Here is a 24,110-nt window from a genome sequence, read left to right on the forward strand (position 1 = left end):
GCCCGGCGGGAGCCGCTTGGGCGGATTACCGGGCGGGGAGCTGGGCACAACGCATGCATGCTCGCCGGGCGGCGCACGGCGGGCGGGCGAGTCGGGCGGCGTGCCCCGTTGCCGCGGGACCGGAGTCGATTTATCGTCCCAGCACGATTCGCGCGCAAGATCACAATATGTGAAGGGGCCGCGGCCATGGTGGCGAAGAAGAAGACGACGGCCGCGAAACGGAGCACCGCCGCGGAGAGCACCGCGGTGCCGGACCCGGAGGAGAAGGCGGCGGCAGAGAAGGACCCGGCGAAGAGAACCCCGGCGAAGAAGACCGCGGCGAAGAAGACCGCGGCGAGCGGTGGCGCGGCGAAGAAGACCGCGGCGAGCGGTGGCACGGCGAAGAAGAGCACGGCGAAGAGCAGCACGGCGAAGAAGAGCACGGCCAAGAAAGTGGGCGCGGCCGAGGCCGCGGAGCAGACGGGAGCCACGACGGTGGTTGCGAAGAAGACTCCTGGCACGGCCACGGCGGCCAAGACCGCTGTTCCCAAGGCCCGCGGCACCGCTGCGGACGCCGGCGACCTGGCGGTACGCCCCGGCGAGGAACCCTGGACCCCGCAGGAGGTCGAGGAGGCGCGCGGCGAGCTCCAGTCCGAGGCCGACCGGCTGCGCACCGAGATCGACACCTCCGAGCGGTCGCTCCAGGGCATGATGCGGGACTCCGGCGACGGCGCCGGCGACGACGAGGCCGACACCGGCAGCAAGAACATCACCCGCGAGCACGAGCTGGCGCTGGCCGCCACCGCGCGCGAGGTGCTCACCCAGACCGAGCGTGCCCTGGACCGCCTGGACGCGGGCACCTACGGCCTGTGCGAGAACTGCGGCAAGCCGATCGGCAAGGCGCGGATGCAGGCCTTCCCGCGGGCCACCCTGTGCGTCGAGTGCAAGCAGAAGCAGGAGCGCCGGTACTGAGCCGCAGCCGGGACGGGAAGCGTGCCGTACCCTCGTGCTCAGTCAAGGACCTAGGCTGAGGGACTCACGTGGCAGAGGCGGAGCGCATCATCGGTACTCCGGACACCCCGGACGCGGCGGGGGACGGGCAGGAGCGGCCCGACGCCGAGCAGGAGCAGAAGCAGGAGCAGGCTCCTGAGCGCCCTCGGGGCAAGCGGCGGGTCGCCGTGCTGTTCGCGGTCGCCCTGTTCGCGTACCTGCTCGACCTGGGCAGCAAGATGCTGGTGGTCGCCAAGCTGGAGCACCACGAGCCGATCGAGATCATCGGCGACTGGCTGCGGTTCGCCGCGATCCGCAACGCGGGCGCGGCCTTCGGCTTCGGTGAGGCGTTCACGATCATCTTCACGGTGATCGCCGCTGCCGTGATCGTCGTGATCGCCCGCCTCGCGCGCAAGCTGCACAGCCTGCCCTGGGCGATCGCGCTCGGCCTGCTGCTCGGCGGTGCCCTCGGCAACCTCACCGACCGGATCTTCCGTGCTCCCGGCGTCTTCGAGGGCGCGGTCGTGGACTTCATCGCGCCCAAGCACTTCGCCGTCTTCAACCTCGCCGACTCGGCGATCGTCTGCGGCGGCATCCTGATCGTGATCCTCTCCTTCCGGGGCCTGGACCCGGACGGGACCGTCCACAAGGACTGAGCGGGCACCGGGACTGAGCGGGCACCGGGACTGAGCGCGCGTTCGGGAGTGTCCGGGCCGTCCGGCATACTCGACGGGTGAGCACGATTCCCGAGATCCGTACCCTGCCCGTGCCGGACGGCCTGGAGGGCGAGCGCGTCGACGCCGCCATCTCCCGCATGTTCGGCTTCTCCCGTACCAAGGCCGCGGAGCTCGCCGCGGCGGGCAAGGTGCAGGTCGACGGGTCGGTGGTCGGCAAGTCCGAGCGCGTCCACGGCGGCGCCTGGCTCGAGGTCGAGATGCCGCAGGCGCCCGCGCCCGTGCAGGTCGTCGCCGAGCCCGTCGAGGGCATGGAGATCGTGCACGACGACGAGGACGTCGTGGTGATCGTCAAGCCGGTCGGCGTCGCCGCGCACCCGTCCCCGGGCTGGAACGGGCCGACCGTCATCGGCGGACTGGCCGCCGCCGGGTACCGCATCTCGACCTCCGGTGCCGCCGAGCGCCAGGGCATCGTGCACCGCCTCGACGTCGGCACCTCCGGCCTGATGGCGGTGGCCAAGTCGGAGCGCGCCTACACCTCGCTCAAGCGCCAGTTCAAGGAGCGCACGGTCGACAAGCGCTACCACACCCTGGTGCAGGGCCACCCCGACCCGACCAGCGGCACCATCGACGCCCCCATCGGCCGCCACCCGCAGCACGACTACAAGTGGGCCGTCACCGCCGAGGGCAAGCCCTCCGTCACGCACTACGACCTCATCGAGGCCTTCCGCGCCGCCTCCCTGCTCGACGTGAAGCTGGAGACCGGCCGCACCCACCAGATCCGCGTCCACATGGCCGCCCACCGCCACCCCTGCGTCGGCGACCTGACCTACGGCGCGGACCCCACCCTCGCCAAGCGGCTGCGGCTGACCCGGCAGTGGCTGCACGCCGTGCGCCTCGGCTTCGAGCACCCCGGCACCGGCGACTGGGTGGAGTACGCCAGCGACTACCCCGAGGACCTCCAGCAGGCCCTCGACCTGGTCCGCGAGGAGACCTACGGATGAGCGGGCCGAGCCGGGCCCCGGCCGCCTACGAGGTGCGCGTCGCCGAGGACCCCGCCGACCGCGAGGCGTGCTTCGCCGTGCGCAAGGACGTCTTCGTCGCCGAGCAGAACGTCCCCGAGGACATCGAGTACGACGCCTACGACGCCGACGCGGTGCACGTGCTGGCCGTGAGGGAGGACGGCGTGCCGCTCGGCACCGGCCGGCTGCTGCACGGCGCGGCCGCCGCCGCGAAGAACGGCGACGGCGACCCGGCCGTCGGCTCCCTGGGCCGGCTCGCGGTGACCGCCGCGGCCCGCGGCCTGGGCGTCGGGGCCGCGCTGGTGCGGGCCATCGAGGACGCCGCACGCGCGCGCGGACTCACCGCCGTGGACCTGCACGCGCAGACCCACGCCCTGGGATTTTACGAACGTCTGGGGTACCAGGCCTACGGACCCGAGTTCCCGGACGCCGGAATTCCGCACCGCGCGATGCGCCGAGCCCTGTAGCCGGGGCGGCGAACGGGCTGGTGAGACCGGTCGCGTGGCACGCTTGAGGTCCGCCGTGTAACGCCGAGACCCCACCGGAGCGGTGACCGTGGATCAGCTGGCCCTGTTGTTCCTGCTGTTGCTCGGGGCCCTGCTGAGCGTCCCGATCGGTGCCCGGCTCGGGCTGCCGGCGCCGGTGCTGATGACGCTCCTCGGGATCGTCCTGGCCCTGCTGGACTTCGTGCCCAACGTCGACATCCCGCCCGAGCTGATCCTGCCCGCGCTGCTGCCGCCGCTGCTGTACGCCGCCGTGCGGCGCACGTCCTGGCGGCAGTTCGCGGCCAACAAACGCCCGATCTTCCTGCTGGCCGTCGCGCTGGTCTTCGTCACCATGGTCTGCGTGGCGTCCGTGGCCCACGCGATCGTGCCGGGGCTGCCGCTCGCCGCCGCCTTCGCGCTGGGCGCGCTGGTGGCGCCGCCCGACCCGGTCGCCGCGACCGCCGTCGCCGGGCAACTGGGGCTGCCGCGCCGCCTGGTGTCCATCCTGGAGGGCGAGGGGCTCTTCAACGACGTGACGGCCATCGTCCTGTACCACGTGGCCATCGCCGCCGCGGTCGGCGGCTCCTTCTCGCCGTGGCAGGCCGGGTTCGACCTCGTGCTCTCCGCCGTCGTCGCCGTCGCGATCGGGATCGCCCTGGGCTGGGGCTCCAACAAGCTCATGAGCGTCCTCGGCGACCCGACGCTCCAGATCGGCCTCACCCTGCTGGTGCCGTTCGTCAGCTACGTCGCCGCCGACGAACTCCACGGATCGGGCGTGCTCGCCGTACTCACCACCGCCATGTTCCTCGCCGAGTACGCCTCGGACGCCGACGACGTGATGACCCGGCTCGGCGGCCACACCGTCTGGGACGTGGTCGACACGCTGGTCACCGGGGTGGCCTTCGGACTGATCGGACTGGAACTGCACAACGCCGTGCGCACCGCCTCCGGACGGTGGACGGAACTGCTCGGCTGGGCGGCGGCGATCCTCGGCGTCGTCGTCCTGGTCCGGCTGCTGTGGCTGCTGCCGGCCACCTGGCTGACCCAGCGGCTGCACGCCCGGCGCGACCAGGACGAGGACATCCCGACCAGCTGGCGGGAGACGGTGGTCATGTGGTGGGCGGGGATGCGGGGTGTGGCCTCGGTCGCGCTGGCCCTGGCGATCCCGCTGGAGACGGACGACGGGGCGCCCTTCCCGCACCGGGAGGAGATCGTCTTCATCGCGTTCGGGGTGATCATGGGCACGCTGCTGTTGCAGGGCCTCACGCTCCCCTGGCTGGTGGGCCGCCTCGGGGTGCGGGCGGACACCGAGCGGGAGCAGGAGTTCGAGCGGGACCTGGCGCTGCGGGCGGCCAAGGCGGCCAAGCAGCGGCTCAAGGAGATCGAGTCGGTGGAGGAACTGCCGGAGGAGCTGTCCGAGCAGATGCTGCGGCGCGCCTTCGACATCGGCATACGCATCAGCCCGGACCTCGGGGACGAGGAACGGCGCGAGGCCCAGGAGCAGCGGGCGCGGCGGATCAAACGCGTCCGGCGCATCCAGGGCGAGATGCTGAGCGCCGCCCGGCACGAGGTGCTGGCCGCCCGCAGCGAACCCGGCGCGGACCCGGAGATCGTCGACCGGGTCCTGCGCCACCTGGACGTGCGCAGCCTGCGCTGACCCGGCCGCGCGCCCCCGCGGTCACAGGCTCTTGGTGGGGCGGCCCGGGAAGCGGCGGGCGTCCCCGTCGGAGGAGCGGCCGGGAACCGCCTCCTGGGCGTGGCGGGCGTGCGGAAGGCCGGCGCGGGGCGGGCGCAGGGCCGCGTCCGCCGTGTTGACCCGGGGCAGCGCGTAGGGATGCTCGTCGGCCAGCCAGCGGATCATCCCCTCGCGGACCGCGACCCGCACCGTCCAGATGTCGTCCGCGTCCTTCGCCGTCACCAGGGCCCGCACCTCCATGGTGGTCGGGGTGGTGTCCGTGACGGTCAGGTTGTAGCTGCGCCCGTCCCAGGCCGGGCACTCGCGCAGCAGGTCGCGCAGCCGCTCCCGCATCGCGTCGAGCGGGGCCGAGTGGTCGAGGTGCCAGAACACGGTCCCGGTCATCTGCGGGGTGCCGCGCGACCAGTTCTCGAACGGCTTCGAGGTGAAGTACGACACCGGCATCGTGATCCGGCGCTCGTCCCAGGTGCGCACGGTCAGGTACGTCAGCGTGATCTCCTCGACGGTGCCCCACTCGCCGTCCACCACGACCGTGTCGCCCATGCGCACCATGTCGCCGAAGGCGATCTGGAACCCGGCGAACAGGTTGCCCAGCGTGGACTGGGCCGCCACACCGGCGACGATGCCGATGATGCCGGCCGAGGCCAGCAGGGAGGCGCCCGCCGCCCGCATCGCGGGGAACGTCAGCAGCATCGACGACACGGCGACCACGCCGACGATCGCCGTGACCACCCTCATGATCAGCGACACCTGGGTCCGCACCCGCCGGACCCGGGCCGGGTCCCGTTCGGCGTGGGCGTGCGCGTAACGCGAGTAGGACGTCTCGACGACCGCCGCGGCGATCCGGACCACCAGCCAGGCCACCGAGCCGATCAGCAGCAGCGTCAGCGTCCGGCCGACCCCGGTCCCGTGCTCGGGGAACACCCCGGCCTCGACGTACGACCCTCTCAGCAGGCCCGCGCAGAGCGCGATCTGGTAGGGCACGCGGGCGCGCCGCAGCAGCCCCCACAACGGTGTCTCGGGGTGGCGTCCGTCGGCCTTGCGCAGCAACAGGTCGGTGGCCCAGCCGATGACCAGGGTCAGCAGGACGGAGCCGCCGACCACGATCAGCGGGCGGAGTATCGTCTCCATCCCTCGAACGTAACCGGCCGCGCGGTGCTGTGAACCTGTGAGGTATCTCCCGTCCGGGGTATCGCCGGGCGCGGGCCCGTCACACCCGGCTGGCACCATGGCCTCATGAACATCGTGCTCTTTCACTCGACCCTCGGCCCGAGGCCCGCGGTGCGGCAGGCCGCCGACCGGCTGCGCGACGCCGGGCACCAGGTGTGGACCCCGGACCTCTTCGAGGGCCGTACCTTCGACTCGGTCGAGGAGGGCATGGCCCATCAGGACGGGATCGGCCGGGAGGAGCTGCTGAAGCGGGCGGTGCTGGCCGCCGCGCCCTACTCCGAGCGCGGGCTGGTGTACGCCGGGTTCTCGCTCGGCGCCTCCATCGCCCAGACCCTCGCCCTCGGCGACCACCGGGCGCGCGGGCTGTTGCTCGTGCACGGCACCTCGGACCTCGCGCCGAACGCCTCGGTGGACGAGCTGCCGGTCCAGCTGCACGTGGCCGAGCCCGACCCCTTCGAGACGGACGACTGGCTCAGCGCCTGGTACCTCCAGATGGGCCGGATCGGCGCCGACGTCGAGGTGCACCGGTACCCCGGGGCGGGTCACCTCTACACCGACCCGGAGCTGCCCGACTACGACGCCGAGGCGGCCGAGGCCACCTGGCGGGTGGCGCTCGGCTTCCTCACCTCGCTCCAGGAGGCTCAGACCGGGTCGTAGACGCGCTCGACGCGCTGCGTGCCGCTGCGCGTGCGGTAGGAGCGGGCCCAGGCGGAGGTGGCCGCGGCGTCGGTGCGGTCGGAGACGACGTAGTAGTCCATCTGCGCCCGGTCCGCGGTGATGTTTAGGACGCCGTAGCCGTGCCGGTCGGTGTCGACCCAGTGGACGTGCCGGTTCGCGGCCCGGATCACCGGCGCGGCGATCGCCGAGACGGTGCCCTCGTGGACCTTCACGATGTCGTCGAGGTTGTCGGAGGTCACCGACGTGACGACGAACTCCGTGGCGGCCGAGGCGGACAGCGGGTAGGTCCCGGCGTGGTGCGGCACGTCGTTGGCCCAGGCCATGTGGATGTCGCCGGTCAGGAACACGGTGTTGCGGATCGCGTGCGCGCGCAGGTGGGCCAGCAGCTCGCGTCGGTCGTCGGTGTAGCCGTCCCACTGGTCGGTGTTGAGGGCGATGCCCTCCTTCGGCAGCCCGAGCAGTTCGGCGAGCGGCCCGAGCAGCGAGGCGGGCAGCGAGCCGACGGCGAACGGCGAGATCATCACCGGGTTGCCGACCAGCCGCCAGGTGGCGTCGGAGGAGGCGAGACCCGCCTTGAGCCAGTCGAGCTGGGCACGCCCGGTGAGGGTGCGGTCCGGGTCGTCGACCTCGCCGTTGCCGAGCGCCACCTGCTGCGAGCGGAAGGAGCGCAGGTCGAGCAGCGAGAGGTCGACGAGCTTGCCGAACCGCAGCCGCCGGTAGGTGGTGCCGGCGATCGCCGGGCGCACCGGCATCCACTCGAAGTAGGCCCGCTTGGCGGCGCTCTGCCGCGCCGCCCAGGTGCCCTCGGCGCCCTCGGTGTGGTTCTCGGCGCCGCCCGACCAGGTGTCGTTGGCGATCTCGTGGTCGTCCCAGATCGCCACCACCGGCGCCGTGGCGTGCAGGGCCTGGAGGTCGGGGTCGGTCTTGTAGCGGCCGTGCCGGATCCGGTAGTCGGCGAGGGTGAGGATCTCGTGGGCGGGGGCGTGCGGGCGCACGACGGTGTCGCGGGTGCCGTACTCGCCGGTGCCGTACTCGTAGATGTAGTCGCCCAGGTGCAGCCAGGCGTCCAGGTCGCCGCGGGCCGCGAGATGGCGGTACGAGGAGAAGTACCCGGCCTCCCAGTTGGCGCAGGAGACCACGCCGAAGCGCAGCCCGGTGACGGCCGCGTCGTGTGCGGGGGCGGTGCGGGTGCGGGCGACGGGGGAGTCGGTGGGGCCCGCGGCGAAGCGGAACCAGTAGTCCGTGGCGGGCGCGAGGCCGCGGACGTCCGCCTTCACCGTGTGGTCGGAGGCGGCCGTCGCGGTGACGGACCCCTTGGCGACGACGTTCGTGAGGGCCTTGTCCGTGGCGACGACCCAGCTCACCTCGGTGTCCGGACCGGTTCCGGAGCCCGGTATGGCCTCGGGCGTCGGCGTCACCCGGGTCCACAGCAGGATTCCGTCGGGCAGGGGATCGCCGGAGGCGACGCCGTGCAGGAAGGCGGGGGCCGCGTCGGCGGCGCCGGCGGGCAGCGTCGCGGCGAGCGGGGCGGCCAGAACGGCACCGGCCGCCGCGGCCTTGACGACCGTACGGCGGCTCGGGGTGCGGGAGTTCGGGGAACCCCGGTGGCTTTCGTTGTCTTCGGACGCTCTGTATCGACTGGTCACGGCCGATCAGGTTACTGATCGGTATGCGCGTGGGTGGGCGAACTCGCAAAAGTTCGCCCACCCGTCAGCCGGCGATCACCGGGTCACTTGGTGACGCCCGCGTCCTTCAGTGCCTTCTGCCACGCGTCGGGCGTGCTCGGGGTCTCGACCACCTTGTCGTTGATCTTGATGGTCGGGGTCGACTCGACGCCCTCGGCCTTGTCGAAGGACTTGCTCATCCGCATCGCCCAGGCGTCGTAGGTGCCCTTCTCCACGGCGTCCTGGAACTTCTTGTTGCCCTTCAGGGCGTCGACCGAGTCCGCCACCTTGATGAGGTAGTCGTCCTTGGCGAACTCGTCGGTCGACTCCTCGGGGTGGTACTTCGTGGAGTACAGCGCGGTCTTGTAGTCGACGAAAGCCTCGGGGCTGACGTTCAGCGCCGCGCCGAGGGCGCTCAGCGCGTTCTTGGAGCCCTCGCCGCCCAGGTTGCCGTCGAGGAAGGTGCCGACGGTGAAGGAGAGCTTGTAGTCGCCGTCCTCCATGCCCTTGTTGACGGTCTCGCCGATGCTCTGCTCCATCGCCGCGCAGCCGGGGCAGCGCGGGTCCTCGTAGAGGTGGATGACGTGGTCGGACGTGGACTCGCCGATGACGACGGTGGTGCCGTCCTTGCCGGAGGTGTTGGCCGGGGCCACCACCTTCGCCTCGGCGGCCTTGTCCCAGCCGCTGGGCTTGTTGCCCTGCACGACGGCGTAGCTGATGCCGCCGGCTATCGCCAGCACGCCGACGATGGAGGCGGCCACGATGACCTGGCGCCTGACCTTGTCGCGCTTGGCCTGGCGCTCGCGCTCCTGGCGCAGGCGCTCACGGGCCGCCGTCTTCGCCGCCTGGCTGTTCCGCTTGCTCATGATGGTGATCTCTCCGGGGACGCGCACACGGGGGTGTGCGGAAGTTCGTATGGGGGACTGCCGTGCTCGGTGGTGCTCGTGCGACCCGGCCGGTGCCGGGTCAGCCGAGGGCGACGACCGGGAGCGGCGGTCCGCGACGTCCCAGGGAGTGCGTGAGGATCCGCTGGCGGGCACCGGCGGTGCGGCGGGCCGGGGGAGCCGGGCGGCGCACCGCCGGGGCCCGGCGCACGCCCACGGCCGCGACGGCGAGCAGCAGCGGCCGGAAGGTGGTCGCGGCCACCGCGCCGAGCAGCTGGGCCAGGGCCCGCTCGCCGCGCCGCAGCCAGGCCGCCGCCAGCAGCCCGACACCGACGTGCGCGGCAAGGAGCAGCCAGGCGGTGCCGGGGTCGGCCTGGGCCAGCACCGACGCCATCCGGTCGGTCTCGGCCCCGGTCACCCGGGTCAGCGGCGCGGTCACCCCGGCGTGGACGCCGGTCCCGTCGCCGCACAGCACGTCGAAGCCGACCGAGCGCAGCGGGCCCGCGACCGGGCCGCCCGCCCGGCCGTAGCAGACGTGCTGGCCGGTGGTGAAGACCGTGTCGGCGGCCAGCTCCAGCGGGATCAGCAGGGCGGCGATCCGCCCGAAGCCGCGCTCGCGCCGCCCGGCCAGGGCGTACGCGATCAGGAACACGGCGGCCGCGACGGCGGCCACCGTGGGCAGCGGCAGCGGAACCCCGGACAGCAGCACGTGCGACGCGGTGCTGAGGGTCACGGCGAGTGCCGTGAACAGCGCCGCGCGTACGGCTCTGAGCGGGGTTCCGGATATGTCCATAGCAGTAGAAGAGTGTGTCACGGGGTCCGGTAAGGGACCCCTAAAGGGTTCCTGTGAGACGGCCGACGGTTACCGAACCGGAATGGTCACAGACCCGGGATCCGGCCGTTGCGGAACAGGTCGACGAAGGTCTGGTGATCGGCACGCGCGCGTGCGCCGTAGCGGTGCGCGAAGTCGACCAGCAGGGGCGCGAAGCCCTCCTCGTCGGCCGCGATCGCCGCGTCGATGGCCCGCTCGGTGGAGAACGGCACCAGGGACTCCCCGGACTGGTCGTCGGCCGCCGCGTGCATGGTCGCGGTGGCCCGGCCCAGGTCGGCGACGACCTCGGCGATCTCCTCCGGGTCGTCGATGTCGCCCCAGTCCAGGTCGACGGCGTACGGCGAGACCTCGGCGACCAGCTGTCCGGCGCCGTCCAGCTCGGTCCAGCCCAGCCACGGGTCGGCGTGCGCCTGGAGGGCGCGCTGGGAGATCACCGTGCGGTGGCCCTCGTGCTGGAAGTAGTCCCGGATGGCCTGGTCGGTGATGTGCCGGGAGACGGCCGGGGTCTGGGCCTGCTTGATGTAGATCACGACGTCGTTCTCCAGGGCGTCGCTGTTGCCCTCCAGCAGGATGTTGTACGAGGGCAGGCCGGCCGAGCCGATGCCGATGCCGCGGCGGCCGACGACGTCCTTCACGCGGTAGGAGTCGGGGCGGGCCAGGGAGGACTCGGGGAGCGTCTCCAGGTAGCCGTCGAAGGCCGCGAGCACCTTGTAGCGCGTGGCGGCGTCCAGTTCGATGGAGCCGCCGCCGGGGGCGAAGCGGCGCTCGAAGTCGCGGATCTCGGTCATCGAGTCCAGCAGCCCGAAGCGCGTCAGCGAGCGGGCCACCCGCAGCGCGCCGAGCAGCGGACCCTCCGCGGTGTCCAGCGTGAAGGGCGGCACCTCGTCGCTCTTGGCACCGGTGGCCAGGGCGTGGATCCGCTCGCGGTACGCGCCCGCGTACACCCGCACCAGCTCGGTGATCTGCTCGTCGCTGAACGCCTTCGCGTACCCGATCAGCGCCACGGAGGCGGCGAAGCGCTTGAGGTCCCAGGTGAAGGGGCCGACGTAGGCCTCGTCGAAGTCGTTGACGTTGAAGATCAGCCGGCCGGTGGAGTCCATGTACGTGCCGAAGTTCTCCGCGTGGAGGTCGCCGTGGATCCACACCCGGGAGGTCCGCTCGTCCAGGTAGGCGCCGCCGGGCTGGTCGCCGAACTCGGGATCCTCGGTCAAATCGCGGTAAAAGAGGCCGGCGGTGCCGCGGTAGAACGCGAAGGCGGAGGCCGCCATCTTCCGGAACTTCACCCGGAACGCCGCGGGATCCGCGGCCAGCAGCTGGCCGAAGGCGGTGTCGAAGACGGCGAGGATCTCCTCGCCGCGGTGCTCCTCGTTGAGCTGCGGGACCGACATGCCTGGTGCCTCCTGGTGCGGGGTGGTGCCTCACGGATGGAGCGGATCTCCACTCGGGCCAACGTTCGAAGGGATGCGGGAGTGCCCGCCCCAGAAGGTACGCGTGGTGGCCCTCGGAGTGTCAGTGGCGAGGCATAGACTTCGACGCTGACCCCCCGGATCGACCGCCGCCAGTCGTCCCCAGTTTTCTCAGGAGGCCGCACGTGTCAAAGCCGCCGTTCACGCACCTGCACGTCCACACCCAGTACTCGCTGCTGGACGGTGCCGCGCGGCTCAAGGACATGTTCGACGCGTGCAACGAGATGGGCATGTCGCACATCGCCATGTCCGACCACGGCAACCTGCACGGGGCGTACGACTTCTTCCACTCCGCGAAGAAGGCCGGAGTCACCCCGATCATCGGGATCGAGGCGTACGTCGCCCCCGAGTCCCGGCGCAACAAGCGCAAGATCCAGTGGGGCCAGCCGCACCAGAAGCGGGACGACGTGTCCGGTTCGGGCGGTTACACCCACAAGACCATGTGGGCGACGAACAGCAAGGGTCTGCACAACCTCTTCCGCCTCTCCTCCGACGCCTACGCCGAGGGCTGGCTGCAGAAGTGGCCGCGGATGGACAAGGAGACCATCAGCCAGTGGTCCGAGGGCATCGTCGCCTCCACCGGCTGCCCCTCAGGCGAGGTGCAGACCCGGCTGCGCCTCGGCCACTTCGACGAGGCCCTGAAGGCCGCCGCCGACTACCAGGACATCTTCGGCAAGGACCGGTACTTCCTGGAGCTGATGGACCACGGCATCGAGATCGAGCACCGGGTCCGCGACGGACTCCTGGAGATCGGCAGGAAGCTCGGCATCCCGCCGCTGGTCACCAACGACTCGCACTACACCTACGCGCACGAGGCGACCGCCCACGACGCCCTGCTGTGCATCCAGACCGGCAAGAACCTCTCCGACCCGGACCGCTTCCGCTTCGACGGCACCGGCTACTACCTGAAGTCGACGGACGAGATGTACGCCATCGACTCCTCCGACGCCTGGCAGGAGGGCTGCGCCAACACGCGCCTGATCGCCGAGATGATCGACACCACCGGCATGTTCGAGAAGCGCGACCTGATGCCGAAGTTCGACATCCCCGAGGGCTTCACCGAGGTCACCTGGTTCCAGGAGGAGGTCCGCCGCGGCATGGAGCGCCGCTTCTCGGGCCAGGTCCCCGAGGACCGCCAGAAGCAGGCCGAGTACGAGATGGACGTCATCATCCAGATGGGGTTCCCGGGGTACTTCCTGGTGGTCGCCGACTTCATCATGTGGGCCAAGAACCAGGGCATCGCGGTCGGCCCCGGCCGAGGCTCCGCGGCCGGCTCGATCGTGGCGTACGCGATGGGCATCACCGACCTCGACCCGATCCCGCACGGCCTGATCTTCGAGCGGTTCCTCAACCCCGAGCGCGTCTCCATGCCCGACGTCGACATCGACTTCGACGAGCGCAGGCGCGTCGAGGTGATCAGGTACGTGACCGAGAAGTACGGCGCCGACAAGGTCGCCATGATCGGCACCTACGGCAAGATCAAGGCGAAGAACGCCATCAAGGACTCCGCGCGCGTGCTGGGCTACCCGTACGCGATGGGTGACCGGCTCACCAAGGCCATGCCCGCCGACGTCCTCGGCAAGGGCATCGACCTCAACGGCATCACCGACCCGACGCACCCGCGCTACAGCGAGGCCGGCGAGATCCGCTCGATGTACGAGAACGAGCCGGACGTGAAGAAGGTCATCGACACCGCCAAGGGCGTCGAGGGCCTGGTGCGACAGATGGGCGTGCACGCGGCCGGCGTGATCATGTCCAGCGAGCCCATCGTCGACCACGCCCCGATCTGGGTCCGGCACACGGACGGCGTGACCATCACGCAGTGGGACTACCCGCAGTGCGAGTCGCTCGGCCTGCTGAAGATGGACTTCCTCGGCCTGCGCAACCTCACGATCATGGACGACGCCGTCAAGATGGTGAAGTCCAACAAGGGCATCGACCTCGATCTGCTGTCGCTGCCGCTGGACGACCCCACGACCTTCGACCTGCTCCAGCGCGGCGACACGCTCGGCGTCTTCCAGTTCGACGGCGGACCGATGCGCTCCCTGCTGCGGCTGATGAAGCCCGACAACTTCGAGGACATCTCCGCCGTCTCCGCGCTCTACCGCCCCGGCCCCATGGGCATGGACTCGCACACCAACTACGCGCTGCGCAAGAACGGCCTCCAGGAGATCACGCCGATCCACAAGGAGCTGGAGGAGCCCCTCCAGGAGGTCCTCGCGGTCACCTACGGCCTGATCGTGTACCAGGAGCAGGTGCAGAAGGCCGCCCAGATCATCGCGGGCTACTCGCTCGGCGAGGCCGACATCCTGCGCCGCGTGATGGGCAAGAAGAAGCCCGACGAACTGGCGAAGAACTTCGTCCTCTTCCAGGCCGGAGCCAGGAAGAACGGCTACAGCGACGAGGCCATCCAGGCCCTGTGGGACGTGCTGGTCCCGTTCGCCGGCTACGCCTTCAACAAGGCGCACTCGGCCGCCTACGGCCTCGTCTCGTACTGGACCGGATACCTGAAGGCGAACTACCCGGCCGAGTACATGGCCGCCCTGCTCACCTCGGTCAAGGACGACAAGGACAAGTCGGCCGTCTACCTGAACGAGTGCCGGCGCATGGGCATCAAGGTGCTGCCGCCCAACGTCAACGAGTCCATGTCGAACTTCGCCGCGCAGGGCGACGACGTGATCCTCTTCGGCCTCTCCGCCGTGCGCAACGTCGGCACCAACGTGGTCGAGTCGATCATCAAGTGCCGCAAGGCCAAGGGGAAGTACGCGTCCTTCCCCGACTACCTGGACAAGGTGGAGGCGGTCGTCTGCAACAAGCGGACGACGGAGTCGCTGATCAAGGCCGGCGCCTTCGACGAGATGGGGCACACCCGCAAGGGCCTCACCGCGCAGTACGAACCGATGATCGACAACGTGGTCGCGGTCAAGCGCAAGGAGGCCGAGGGCCAGTTCGACCTCTTCGGCGGCATGGGCGACGAGCAGAACGACGAGCCCGGCTTCGGACTCGACGTGGTCTTCGGCGAGGACGAGTGGGACAAGACCTACCTCCTCGCCCAGGAGCGGGAGATGCTTGGCCTCTACGTCTCCGACCACCCGCTCTTCGGTCTGGAGCACGTGCTGTCCGACAAGGCCGACGCGGGCATCTCCCAGCTCACCGGCGGCGACTTCGGCGACGGCGCGGTCGTCACCATCGGCGGCATCATCTCCGGCCTCCAGCGCAAGATGACCAAGCAGGGCAACGCCTGGGCCATCGCCACCGTCGAGGACCTCGCCGGCTCGCTGGAGTGCATGTTCTTCCCGGCGACGTACCAGCTGGTCTCCACCCAACTGGTGGAGGACGCCGTGGTGTTCGTCAAGGGGCGGCTCGACAAGCGCGAGGACGTGCCCCGGCTGGTCGCGATGGAGCTGATGATCCCCGACCTGTCCAACGCGGGCGCCAACGCCCCCGTCGTCCTCACCATCCCGGCGACCCGCATCACCCCGCCGATGGTCAGCAGGCTCGGGGAGATCCTCACCCACCACCGGGGCGACAGCGAGGTGCGGATCAAGCTCCAGGGGCCCACGAAGACGACGGTGCTGCGCCTGGACCGGCACCGGGTGAAGCCCGATCCGGCGCTGTTCGGTGACCTGAAGGTGCTGCTCGGGCCGTCCTGCCTGGCGGGCTGAGCGGGCCCGGGAGGACGAGCGAGGGGCGCTCCCGGCTGCCGGGTGCGCCCCTCGTCGTGCGGGGGGCCGCGACGGCCCGTACCGCGGATGTCAGTTGTGGCCGAAGCGCTTCTGCCGCTTGCGGGACGCCGCGTCGCCGGGCGTCGTCAGCTGCGGGGAGTGCTGCTCCTCGCGGTCCAGTACGGCCGACTCGGCGGCCTGCGGGGAGCGCTCGGACTGGGGCTGCTTACGATCACGGTTGTTCTTGTTCTTGGCCATGGTGATCTACCTCCTGAGGGGGATCTAGGGGCCAGGGCCGGAACCAGATTCACACAGCCCAACAAAGAACGCATATCGGGCAATTACCGTCCGTGACGCGGCTCTACGGGGCGCGGGGTGCCGAAACGCCACGCCGAAGATCGAGTTCGGGCCGTTAACCTCCGCGTGGTCGGGCAGACTCGAAGGAAGCCCGAAGCAAACCTCCCGGAAAGAGGGTGGATCGCGTGGACCGCTGCATCGTCCTGGTGGACGCCGGGTATCTGCTGGGGGCCGCCGCGAGTCTCCTGGCGGGAGAGCCCTCGCGCTCGCGCATCACCGTCGACCACGCCGCCCTCATCCAGGGGTTGCGCGACCGCGCCGAGTCCGACACCCAGCAGCCCCTGCTGCGCATCTACTGGTTCGACGGCGCCCCCGACCGCGTCCCGCAGCCCGAACACCGGCGGCTGCGCGTGATGCCCCGGGTCACCGTCCGGCTGGGCGCCCTCACGCGCAGTGACGGGCGGTGGGCGCAGAAGGGCGTGGACGCCGCCATGCACGCCGAACTGACCGAGCTGGCCCGCAACCGCGCCTGCTCCGACGTGGTCCTGGTGACCGGCGACGGCGACCTGCTGCCCGGCATGATGGCCGCCAAGGAACACGGCGTCGCCGTCCACCTGTGGGCCGTCCAGGCCGCCGACGGCGATTACAACCAGTCCGAGGACCTGGTCGCCGAGGCCGACGAACGCCGCGTCCTGGACCGTGTGTGGATCACCAAGGCCGTACGCGCCAAGGAACTCGGCGGCATCTGCGCGCCGCCGCCCGTGCCCCGACCCGAGATCGCCGCGATCCTCTCCGCGCCGCTGCCCGAGTCCGCCCTGTCGGCCGCCCAGCGGCCCGCCGAGCAGCCCGAGCACCCCACCACGTCCGCCGCGGCGCAGGGCGGCGCCGACGAGCGCGTACCGCCCGCCAAGGGCGTCCCCACCCCCAAGGACCTCGCCGCCCTGCGCGCCCCCGGCGCCGCCCACCCCGCCCCGCAGCCGGCCAACGCGACCCTGCGCTGGTCCTCCGACAAGGGCTGGGTGGACCGGCCCGCCGCCGAGCCGGCCGAGGCCGCCTCGCTGCCGACGCTGGCCCAGCTCACCACCGCCGAGCAGCGCTGGGCCGACCGCGAGGAGGACATCACCACGGTCGGCGGCGACCCGTACGAGGTGGGGCAGGTCTTCGCCCGGCGCTGGCTCGAACGCCTCGGCGACCACGGCCACCTGCAAAAACTGTCCGGGATGTACCCGCGCATCCCGCACCGCGTCGACGGCGAGCTGCTGCGCTACGCGGCCCGCTTCGGACTGCTCGCCCACAAGGACGACCAGATCGACGAGCACGACCGGTACGCCATCCGGGCCGGGTTCTGGCGGGAGATCGACGTCCGTACGGCGACCGAACGCACGCCCGCCGCCGAGTGAGCCGCCCCGGCGTACCCGGCCGAAGCGACTCCTGCTGAAACGACACTTATGGGCGGACCCGGAAGCGGACCGGGGGGACCGACCCCGTACTCTCGTCCCTTGTGAGTACGCGCGCGGCACAGGCACCTCGACCCGGTGGCGATGCCGTGTGCGTGGTGCGCGCACTGACCAAGACCTATCCGGCCCAGCGCGGCAGGCGCGGCGTACCCGCCACTCCCGAGGTGCGGGCCACCGACGACGTCACCCTGGACATCCGCCGCGGCGAGATCTTCGGACTGCTCGGACCCAACGGCGCCGGCAAGTCCACGCTCGTGCGCCAGCTCACCGGGCTGATGCGGCCCGACGGCGGCAGCGTGGAGATCCTCGGCCACGACATCGTGCGCCATCCCGAGCGGGCCGCGCGGATCCTCGCCTACCTCGGGCAGGAGTCCAGCGCGCTGGACGAGCTGACCGTGTCGCTGGCCGCCGAGACCACCGGGCGGCTGCGCGGCCTGGAGGTGCGGCGGGCCCGCGCCGAGCGGGACGCCGTGCTGGAGGAGCTGGGACTGACCGGGCTCGCGGGCCGGCCGATCAAGAAGCTCTCCGGCGGCCAGCGCCGCCTGGCCTGCTTCGCCGCCGCACTGGTGGGGGAGCGGCCGCTGCTCGTGCTTGACGAACCGACCACCGGCATGGACCCGGTGGCCCGGCGCGCGGTGTGGTCGGCCGTTGACCGGCGGCGCGCCGAACACGGCGCCACCGTGCTGCTCGTCACCCACAACGTCATCGAGGCCGAGACCGTGCTCGACCGGGTCGCCGTCCTCGACCGGGGACGTGTGATCGCCTGCGACACGCCCTCCGGGCTCAAGGAGAAGGTCGCCGGAGAGGTCCGCGTCGACCTGGTGTGGCGGGAGAGCGCGCCGCTGCACGTCCCCGAGGTCGCCGCCCTGCGCGACCGCGTGGTCGAGTCGGGGCGCCGCTGGACCCTGCGGCTCGCCCCCGAGGAGGCCCGCGCGGTCGTCGCCACCGTCACCGGCGGCGCCGCCTTCGCCGCCCTGGACGACTTCACCCTGGCCACGCCCAGCCTGGAGGACGTGTACCTGGCGCTGGGCGGTGCCGCGCGACAGGGGCTGGTGAGAGCGTGAGCACGCGAGCGGTGAGCACACCGGCCGCCGCATCCGTACCCGTCGGGGCGGCCGTCCCCGCCGGGGCGACCGCTTCGAACGACCCGAGCGAAGGGGAGCTGCGCGACGTGAGTGTCGTATCCGCCGATGCCCTGCGGGGCGCCGCCCCGGCAGCCGAGGGGCAGCGCGTGGCAGAACCCGCCGAGCTGGGGCCCAGGGCACGGCTGTGGCCCTCCCTGGTGGCCGTGTACCGGGCGCAGCTGTCCCGGGCGCGGGTCGCGCGCATCCCGCTGCTGTTCGTGGCGACCTTCCAGTCGATCGGCATCATGATCCTGATGCGCGGCGTCGTGGACGGCGGCGGCGAGGCACGGGCCGTGGTCGCCGGGTCCGCGGTGCTCGTCGTGGCCTTCGTCGCGCTGAACCTCCTCGCCCAGTACTTCGGCCAACTGCGCGGGAGCGGCGGCCTCGACCACTACGCGACACTGCCGGTGCCGCCCGCCGCGGTGGTGCTGGGCGCGGCGGGCGCGTACGCGTCCTTCACCGTGCCCGGGACCGTGGTGACGGCGGTGACCGGCTGCCTGCTGTTCGGGCTGCCGATGACCCATCTGTGGGTGCTGGTGGCCGTGATCCCGCTGGCGGGCGCCGCCCTCGCGGGGCTGGGCGCGGCGCTGGGGCTGCTCGCCCCCCGGCCCGAGTTCGCCACGCTCCTCGGCCAGCTCGGCATGTCGGCGGCCCTGCTGCTCGGCGTGCTGCCCCCGGAGCGGATGCCGCAGGTGATCCGGCTGGCCCGGGACCTGCTGCCCTCCACGTACGGCGTGGAGGCCTTCGCACGCACCTTCGGCGAGCGGCCCGACTGGGGCTTCGTCCTCGGCGACCTCGCGGTGTGCGCCGCGGTCGGGGTGATCTCGCTGGCCGTGGCCACCTGGGCGTACCGCCGGGCCGCCGTCCGGTGACGCGCGGCACAGCCGGGTTTGGCACGATGGCACGGTGACCGCACCCTTGACTCCGCCACCGCCGCCGAACGAACGCCCGTCGTACCAGGGCGGGCCGGTGCCGCCGCCCGCCGGCGCACACGCGGTGGGAGCCGCGCCCGGCGGTTCTCACGACCCCTACGGCACGCACGGCGAACAGGACGGCCCCGGGATGCTGACCGAAGTGCGACAGGCCGCCGTGACCGCGGTGGCGGTCGCGCTCTCCGGTGCGCTGCTGGGCGTGCTGTGGTGGAAGCTGGCGCCGAGCGTGCCGCTGGTGGGCGAAGTGGTCGACGACAGCTGGGTCGTCTACCTCAAGGACTCCGAGGGCGAGCAGGCGATCGGCGTGGACGGAACGTTCACGCTGCTCGCGCTGGCGTTCGGGGCGCTCAGCGGGATCGTGGTCTTCCTGCTGCGGCGGCGCGGGGGTGTGCCGCTGGTGGTGGCCCTCGGCGCGGGCGGACTGCTCGGGTCGCTGCTGGCCTGGCGGCTCGGGGTGTGGCTCGGGCCGGCGCAGGACGTGATCGCGCACGCCAAGGACGTGGGCAAGGGCGTGACGTTCTCCGCCCCGCTCAAGCTCGGCGCCAAGGGGGCGCTGCTGGCCTGGTCGCTCGCGGCGCTGGTGGTCCACCTGGGGCTGACCGGCCTGTTCGGACCCCGGGACCCGGAGCCGGACCCGTGGCCGGCACCGGGGCAGTATCCGTCGGGACCCTACGGGGACAAGTCCGCCTAGGCCGGGCGACGGCCGTGGTTGGCCCGGCCCTTCCTGGTGCGCCACCGGCGTTTGCGTGTTCGCTTCGACATGTCCTGTCTGATTAGCCGACAACCGGATGCCCGTCGAGAGGGCAGGCACGTCCGGGCGGGGTCGGGCACGTCCGGGCGGGGTCGGGCGTGTCCGGTCGGGGTCAGGTACGTCCGATCGGCGCCAGCACCGCGTCCGTGAGCCTGGCCAGGTCGTCGGCGGCCAGCTCGACCTCCAGGCCGCGGCGGCCCGCCGAGACGCAGATCGTGGCGTGCTTCGCGGCCGACGCGTCCAGGACCGTCGCCAGCCGCTTGCGCTGGCCCAGCGGGGAGATGCCGCCGCGCACGTAGCCCGTGCTGCGCTCGGCCAGGGCCGGGTCGGCCATCGCCGCGCGCTTGCCGCCCACCGCGGCCGCCAGCGCCTTGAGGTCCAGCTGGCCAGCCACCGGCACCACCGCGACCGTCAGGGCGCCGTCGACGTCCGCCACCAGCGTCTTGAACACCCGCTCCGGCGAGACGCCCATCGCCTCGGCCGCCTCCTCGCCGTAGGACGGGTGCGCCGGGTCGTGCTCGTAGGCGTGGACCGTGTACGTCACCCCGGCCGCCGTGAGCGCCACCGTCGCGGGCGTGCCGCCCGGCTGCTGCTTCTTCGCCTTGCTCGGCTTGTTCGGCTTCTTCGCCATGCGGGCCAGTACCTCAGTTGAGACTCGTCGGGCCGCGCGTCAGTTCCTGCGCGGGCAGGGACGGCAGCGTACGGATGATGGCGGTCTCCGAGCGAAGGAGTTTCAGCTCGTCCCGCAGCCGCGAGGCGGTGTCCGGGGCCTGGAGCAGGCGCTGCTTCGTCGGCGTGTCCAGCATCATCGCGGCGGCGACCAGGTAGGAGACCACACCCGGTTCGTCCGGCAGCTCGGCGCCGGTCGCCAGCGACCGTTCGCGGGCCCCCGCCAGCCGCTTCTGGTACTGCCGGAAGGACCGCAGCACGCCCTCCGCCAGGGCGCCCGCCTCGTCGCCCGGCTCCTCGGGCAGCGGCTCCAGCTCGGCCGTCAGGAACGGTCCCGACGCCTCCACCGAGAGCAGCCGCATCCGGGTGGTGCCGGTCGCCAGCACCTCGAAGGTGCCGTCGGCCCGCTCGCGGACGGTCGCCGCGTCCGCGACGCAGCCCACCTTGTGGAACGCCTTGAGCGGGTCGGTCCCGAACCCGGCCGTCGGGCCGCGCTCGACGGTGGCCGTCGGGTCGGGCAGGCCGGGGGCGGTCTGAGCCACCTCGTAGCCGTCGCGGATCGCCACGACGGCGAACCGGCGCGGTTCGTCCTCGGGAGTCTTCAGCAACTCGCGCATCATGGCGCGATAGCGCTCCTCGAAGATGTTGAGGGGGAGCACCAGCCCCGGGAACAGGACCGAGTTCAGGGGGAAGAGGGGGAGCCGGACGGTGGTCACGACGCAGAAGCCTAATGGTCGCCGGGGCGGACGCGTCCGCCGTGCCCATTTCGCGGCCGTCCCGAACCCGCCGTAACGGTGGTGGCGGCCGGCTACGCCACGCGCGCGCGGACGTCCGCGCGCACCTGGAGGAAGCCGCCGAGCGGATCGTCCGTGTCCCGGTCCCACGGGAAGGACGTGACGTACGGGCCGGTCAGCCGCAGCTGCTCCGCCGCGTCCCGGTGGCGCTCCAGGCGTACGAGGACGTGGACGAGCAGGTTCCGCAGCTCCGCCGCCCAGGGGTCGGCCGCCGGGTGCGCCGCCGAGAGGGTGATCGCGCGGTCCGCGGCGGCGTCCAGGCGGGGGCGGTGGGCGCGGACGGCGGCCGGCGTCGGGCAGGTGAGGGCCGCGTGCAGCGGCAAGGACCGGACGAGCGCGTCCTCGGGCGCGTCCTGGGCGGCCGTCTCCGCGAAGTCCAGGCACTCGCCGTGGGCGTCGGGCGAGGCGGCGGCCAGGTACTCCAGGGCGGCGACATGGCTGCCGTAGTGGTGCGGGCAGCGGCGGACCGCCTCTTCCCACAGGCGCTCGAACTCGGCGTGTCCGGCCCGCGCGCCCCGCGCGGCGTCCAGCGCGGTCCGCCACGGCACCGGGTCGGCGGGTCCCGCGGCCGCCGCGGCGGCGGCGAGGGCGGGGAGCACCTGGCGCAGGAGTTCGGTGCGCGCCGGTGAGTCCCAGTGCCGGTGGACCGTCAGGCGGGCGGCGACCAGCAGGGCGTCGGGGTCGTCCGGGGCGGCGGCACGCCAGGTGTCGAGCCACTCGGAGCGGGAGCGGGAGAAGGCGGCGAGCCGGGTCGCGTAACGGTCGCGGTGGTCCCATTCGGCGTTCTCGCGGGTAGCGGCGAGAAGACCGGCCGCGGGGCCGTGCTCGCCCCGGGCCGCGGCGACGAGGGCGGGCGCGAGGCGGTCGTCGGGGGCGTCGAGGAGCACGTCGTCGTCTGGGGCGGGCCGTGGTGTCCGGGAGCGGGTCCGGGCAGCCGCGGTCCGCAGGAACGCGCGCAGCATGGCCAGTACGACGGCCGAGGGTTCGGGATGGTTGTGCGGCACGGTCCCGCCTTCGGCCGATCGTGGCTTCCCACCCCGCCGCCCGCCCCCGGCACCCGCCGCCGGGTACGGACACCCGCGGACCCTCCCACCGCCGACGGCGCCGAAACCTGCCGCCGAGGCGGGGGGTTCCGGCAGGGAGCAGGGAGCAGGGAGCAGGGAGCAGGGAGCAGGGAGCAGGGAGCAGGGAGCAGGGAGCAGGGTGGTGGGTGGGTCGCGGAGGCGGGCCGTGGCTGCCCGTGGCGGGGTCAGCTCCGGCGGAGGAGGCGGGTGGCGCCCGCCGCCACCGTGGTCGCCAGGACCCAGCCCAGCAGGACCAGGGCCGTCGACAGCCACTGCCAGCCGTCGTGAAGCTGCCAGGAGCCTGCCTGGCCCAGGTCGATCACCGGGAGGAGGAGGTCGAGGGCGAAGAGGGCCGGGTTCCAGTCCGGGTGTTCGCCGCTCTTCAGCGGGGGAGGGTCCGCGCCCGCGAAGGCGAGGGAGCCGGCGGCCCACAGGACCGCCATCCACACCGCCGCCCGGCCCGGCCGGTAGCCGTAGGCGACCGTCCAGTCCTGCGCGTAGCCCACCAGCTTCGCGGCGACCGGCAGGCTCTCGCGGCGCCTGCGGTGCTTGGCGAGCAGCACCTCGCGGGCGTCCTCGTCCTCGCCGCCGGCTCGCAGCACGGCGGCCAGGCGCTCGTACGGCTCCGGGTTGTACTCGGCGGTCGCGGCGCCCACCCAGCGCAGCCGCTTGGCCAGCGGGAACGGCCCGCGCGGCACCAGGTTCTCGTAGGCGAAGCCGCCCATGTGCAGCCGGCCGGGGCCGGGCCAGCTGTCCGCCCGGTCCATCAGGTTGACCACCCGCGCCCCCGACAGCACCACCCGCCCGCGCGCCGGACGCTCGCCCAGGAAACGCAGCTCGGGCGTCTGCACCCGGCGCAGCGACAGCTCCTGGTCGTCGGTGAAGGTGAACCGGGCGTGCTCCAGGTCCAGCGCGTCGCCGAACCGCCCGTCGTCGAGCCGCACCCCGCCCTCGCACTCGAAGCGCTGGATGCGGGTGCCCTGGGCGGGGGTGGTGCCCCGCAGCAGCGGGCTGCCCAGGCCCGCCGGGGTCAGGTACAGCGTGCGCTCCACCGTCAGCTGCGGGGCGTTCAGCGCGTGCCGCGTGTACGGGTTCAGCAGCCGGGCACCGCGCAGGCTCAGCGACACGCCGACCTGGGCGCTGCGCAGGCTCACCTCGCCGTGCGACTCCAGCATCTCGGCCTGGAGGTCCTGCCCGACCGTCATGCCGTCCGCCGCGATGGACCGCCCGCTGCGGTCCCGGTGCACGATCGCCTGGTTGAGCAGCAGGTCGGTGCCTATCTGCGCGTCCGTGAGCCGGATGCCGCCCGGGAAGCGGGAGCGCGGCAGATGCAGGTCGCCCTCGGTGTGCAGCCGCGCCGCCTCCAGCCGCGGCACCGCGCAGTCCACCAGCCGCACCGTCGTGAACCGGGTCTCCGGCAGCAGCACCTCCCGCTCGAAACGGCAGCGCCGCAGCTCCACGTACGGCACCACCGTGCCGCCCGCCAGGTCCATCGTGTCGCTGATCCGCACGCCCACCAGTTGCAACGAGGACACCCGGCCCGCGAGCGCCGGCGGACCGTCGAGGAGCAGCCAGCACACGACGCGGGCCCGCACGGTCCGCTCCGGCCCCCACGGATGCCCGCCGTGCGGGTCGTCCACCGCCGGGTCGCCGCTGCTCAGGTCGTACACGCTGCCGTTGCGGAAGGCCTGCCACATGCCGGCCTCGGCGGTGGTCAGGTCGTCCGGCAGCTCTCCGTCACGATGGCCTGCCCCCTGCGTCACGGTGCTTCACTCCCTCCCCGCCTACTCGCCGGTCGCTCACCCTTCGTACAACCG

20 protein-coding genes and 1 pseudogene are annotated in these 24,110 nt (G+C 72.4%); 11 read left to right on the forward strand and 10 right to left on the reverse strand.

Going from position 1 to position 24,110, the window contains the following annotated elements; genetic code table 11:
• The first annotated feature begins 186 nt into the window (after positions 1-186).
• The 5 genes from B9W62_RS28665 to B9W62_RS28685 all read left to right on the forward strand — a co-directional run bounded on the left by B9W62_RS28665 (position 187) and on the right by B9W62_RS28685 (position 4,807).
• Entirely contained in the window at positions 187-951 is a 765-nt protein-coding gene (locus tag B9W62_RS28665) for a TraR/DksA family transcriptional regulator (RefSeq protein WP_087809855.1), read from the forward strand.
• Between the two features lie 68 nt (positions 952-1,019).
• Complete coding sequence (gene lspA, locus B9W62_RS28670) at positions 1,020-1,625, forward strand: signal peptidase II (protein WP_087809856.1); 606 nt, start codon at positions 1,020-1,022, stop codon at positions 1,623-1,625.
• Between the two features lie 77 nt (positions 1,626-1,702).
• Positions 1,703-2,647 (forward strand): RluA family pseudouridine synthase, encoded by a 945-nt coding sequence (locus tag B9W62_RS28675; RefSeq protein ID WP_087809857.1) that lies wholly within the window; start codon positions 1,703-1,705, stop codon positions 2,645-2,647.
• Positions 2,644-3,132, forward strand: a complete 489-nt coding sequence (locus B9W62_RS28680) for a GNAT family N-acetyltransferase (protein WP_087809858.1) — start codon at positions 2,644-2,646, stop codon at positions 3,130-3,132. The genes B9W62_RS28675 and B9W62_RS28680 overlap by 4 nt, the downstream gene beginning before the upstream one ends.
• An 88-nt stretch (positions 3,133-3,220) precedes the next feature.
• Entirely contained in the window at positions 3,221-4,807 is a 1,587-nt protein-coding gene (locus B9W62_RS28685; RefSeq protein WP_087812152.1) for a Na+/H+ antiporter, read from the forward strand.
• Between the two features lie 21 nt (positions 4,808-4,828).
• On the opposite strand, the gene B9W62_RS28690 is transcribed toward B9W62_RS28685, so the two are convergent.
• The gene (locus B9W62_RS28690) at positions 4,829-5,977 is read right to left on the reverse strand and encodes a mechanosensitive ion channel family protein (RefSeq protein WP_087809859.1); all 1,149 of its coding nucleotides are present in this window, start codon (positions 5,975-5,977) and stop codon (positions 4,829-4,831) included.
• A 105-nt stretch (positions 5,978-6,082) separates the two neighbouring features.
• Here B9W62_RS28690 and B9W62_RS28695 point away from each other — a divergent pair, with 105 nt between their 5' ends.
• On the forward strand, positions 6,083-6,673 hold the full coding sequence (locus B9W62_RS28695) for a dienelactone hydrolase family protein (RefSeq protein ID WP_087809860.1): 591 nt from the start codon (positions 6,083-6,085) through the stop codon (positions 6,671-6,673).
• Here B9W62_RS28695 and B9W62_RS28700 read toward each other — a convergent pair.
• The 4 genes from B9W62_RS28700 to B9W62_RS28715 form a co-directional block, all read right to left on the reverse strand.
• The gene (locus B9W62_RS28700) at positions 6,658-8,340 is read right to left on the reverse strand and encodes an alkaline phosphatase D family protein (RefSeq protein ID WP_087809861.1); all 1,683 of its coding nucleotides are present in this window, start codon (positions 8,338-8,340) and stop codon (positions 6,658-6,660) included. The two genes, B9W62_RS28695 and B9W62_RS28700, sit on opposite strands and share 16 nt — an antisense overlap.
• Before the next feature lie 83 nt (positions 8,341-8,423).
• Positions 8,424-9,224: a DsbA family protein gene (locus tag B9W62_RS28705; RefSeq protein ID WP_087812153.1), complete on the reverse strand. Its 801-nt coding sequence runs from the start codon at positions 9,222-9,224 to the stop codon at positions 8,424-8,426.
• Positions 9,225-9,324: 100 nt separating this feature from the next.
• Positions 9,325-10,035, reverse strand: coding sequence for a hypothetical protein (locus tag B9W62_RS28710; protein WP_087809862.1), 711 nt, complete (start codon positions 10,033-10,035; stop codon positions 9,325-9,327).
• Positions 10,036-10,121: 86 nt separating this feature from the next.
• Positions 10,122-11,462 carry a DUF2252 domain-containing protein gene (locus B9W62_RS28715; RefSeq protein WP_087809863.1) on the reverse strand — a complete coding sequence of 447 codons (1,341 nt, stop codon included), beginning with the start codon at positions 11,460-11,462 and terminating at the stop codon, positions 10,122-10,124.
• Positions 11,463-11,665: 203 nt separating this feature from the next.
• On the opposite strand from B9W62_RS28715, the gene dnaE reads away from it, so the two are divergent.
• A complete protein-coding gene (gene dnaE / locus B9W62_RS28720) occupies positions 11,666-15,205 on the forward strand; it encodes a DNA polymerase III subunit alpha (protein WP_087809864.1) in 3,540 nt (1,179 codons plus the stop codon).
• A gap of 90 nt (positions 15,206-15,295) precedes the next feature.
• Here the strand turns inward: dnaE and B9W62_RS28725 are convergent, their stop codons facing one another.
• Positions 15,296-15,463: a hypothetical protein gene (locus B9W62_RS28725; RefSeq protein WP_087809865.1), complete on the reverse strand. Its 168-nt coding sequence runs from the start codon at positions 15,461-15,463 to the stop codon at positions 15,296-15,298.
• A 224-nt stretch (positions 15,464-15,687) separates the two neighbouring features.
• Between B9W62_RS28725 and B9W62_RS28730 the strand changes: the two genes are divergently transcribed.
• The 4 genes from B9W62_RS28730 (at position 15,688) to B9W62_RS28745 (ending at position 19,706) form a co-directional block, all read left to right on the forward strand.
• The gene (locus tag B9W62_RS28730; protein WP_087809866.1) at positions 15,688-16,902 is read left to right on the forward strand and encodes an NYN domain-containing protein; all 1,215 of its coding nucleotides are present in this window, start codon (positions 15,688-15,690) and stop codon (positions 16,900-16,902) included.
• A gap of 146 nt (positions 16,903-17,048) precedes the next feature.
• Positions 17,049-18,023 carry an ABC transporter ATP-binding protein gene (locus tag B9W62_RS28735; protein ID WP_087809867.1) on the forward strand — a complete coding sequence of 325 codons (975 nt, stop codon included), beginning with the start codon at positions 17,049-17,051 and terminating at the stop codon, positions 18,021-18,023.
• A gap of 107 nt (positions 18,024-18,130) precedes the next feature.
• Positions 18,131-18,955 (forward strand): ABC transporter permease, encoded by an 825-nt coding sequence (locus tag B9W62_RS28740; RefSeq protein WP_087812154.1) that lies wholly within the window; start codon positions 18,131-18,133, stop codon positions 18,953-18,955.
• Positions 18,956-18,989: 34 nt separating this feature from the next.
• Entirely contained in the window at positions 18,990-19,706 is a 717-nt protein-coding gene (locus tag B9W62_RS28745; protein ID WP_087809868.1) for an AAA family ATPase, read from the forward strand.
• Positions 19,707-19,878: 172 nt separating this feature from the next.
• Here the strand turns inward: B9W62_RS28745 and ybaK are convergent, their stop codons facing one another.
• From ybaK to B9W62_RS28765, 4 genes and pseudogenes are all read right to left on the reverse strand, one after another.
• A complete protein-coding gene (gene ybaK / locus B9W62_RS28750; protein WP_087809869.1) occupies positions 19,879-20,397 on the reverse strand; it encodes a Cys-tRNA(Pro) deacylase in 519 nt (172 codons plus the stop codon).
• Positions 20,398-20,410: 13 nt separating this feature from the next.
• Entirely contained in the window at positions 20,411-21,151 is a 741-nt protein-coding gene (locus B9W62_RS28755) for an LON peptidase substrate-binding domain-containing protein (protein WP_087809870.1), read from the reverse strand.
• Between the two features lie 11 nt (positions 21,152-21,162).
• Positions 21,163-22,191: pseudogene (locus B9W62_RS28760) on the reverse strand (hypothetical protein).
• A gap of 287 nt (positions 22,192-22,478) precedes the next feature.
• Positions 22,479-24,056: an oxidoreductase gene (locus B9W62_RS28765; RefSeq protein ID WP_087809871.1), complete on the reverse strand. Its 1,578-nt coding sequence runs from the start codon at positions 24,054-24,056 to the stop codon at positions 22,479-22,481.
• Positions 24,057-24,110 lie beyond the last annotated feature (54 nt).

The organism is Streptomyces sp. CS113, from assembly GCF_002188365.1.
In the GTDB taxonomy this organism is placed as follows: Bacteria; Actinomycetota; Actinomycetes; order Streptomycetales; family Streptomycetaceae; genus Streptomyces; species Streptomyces tendae.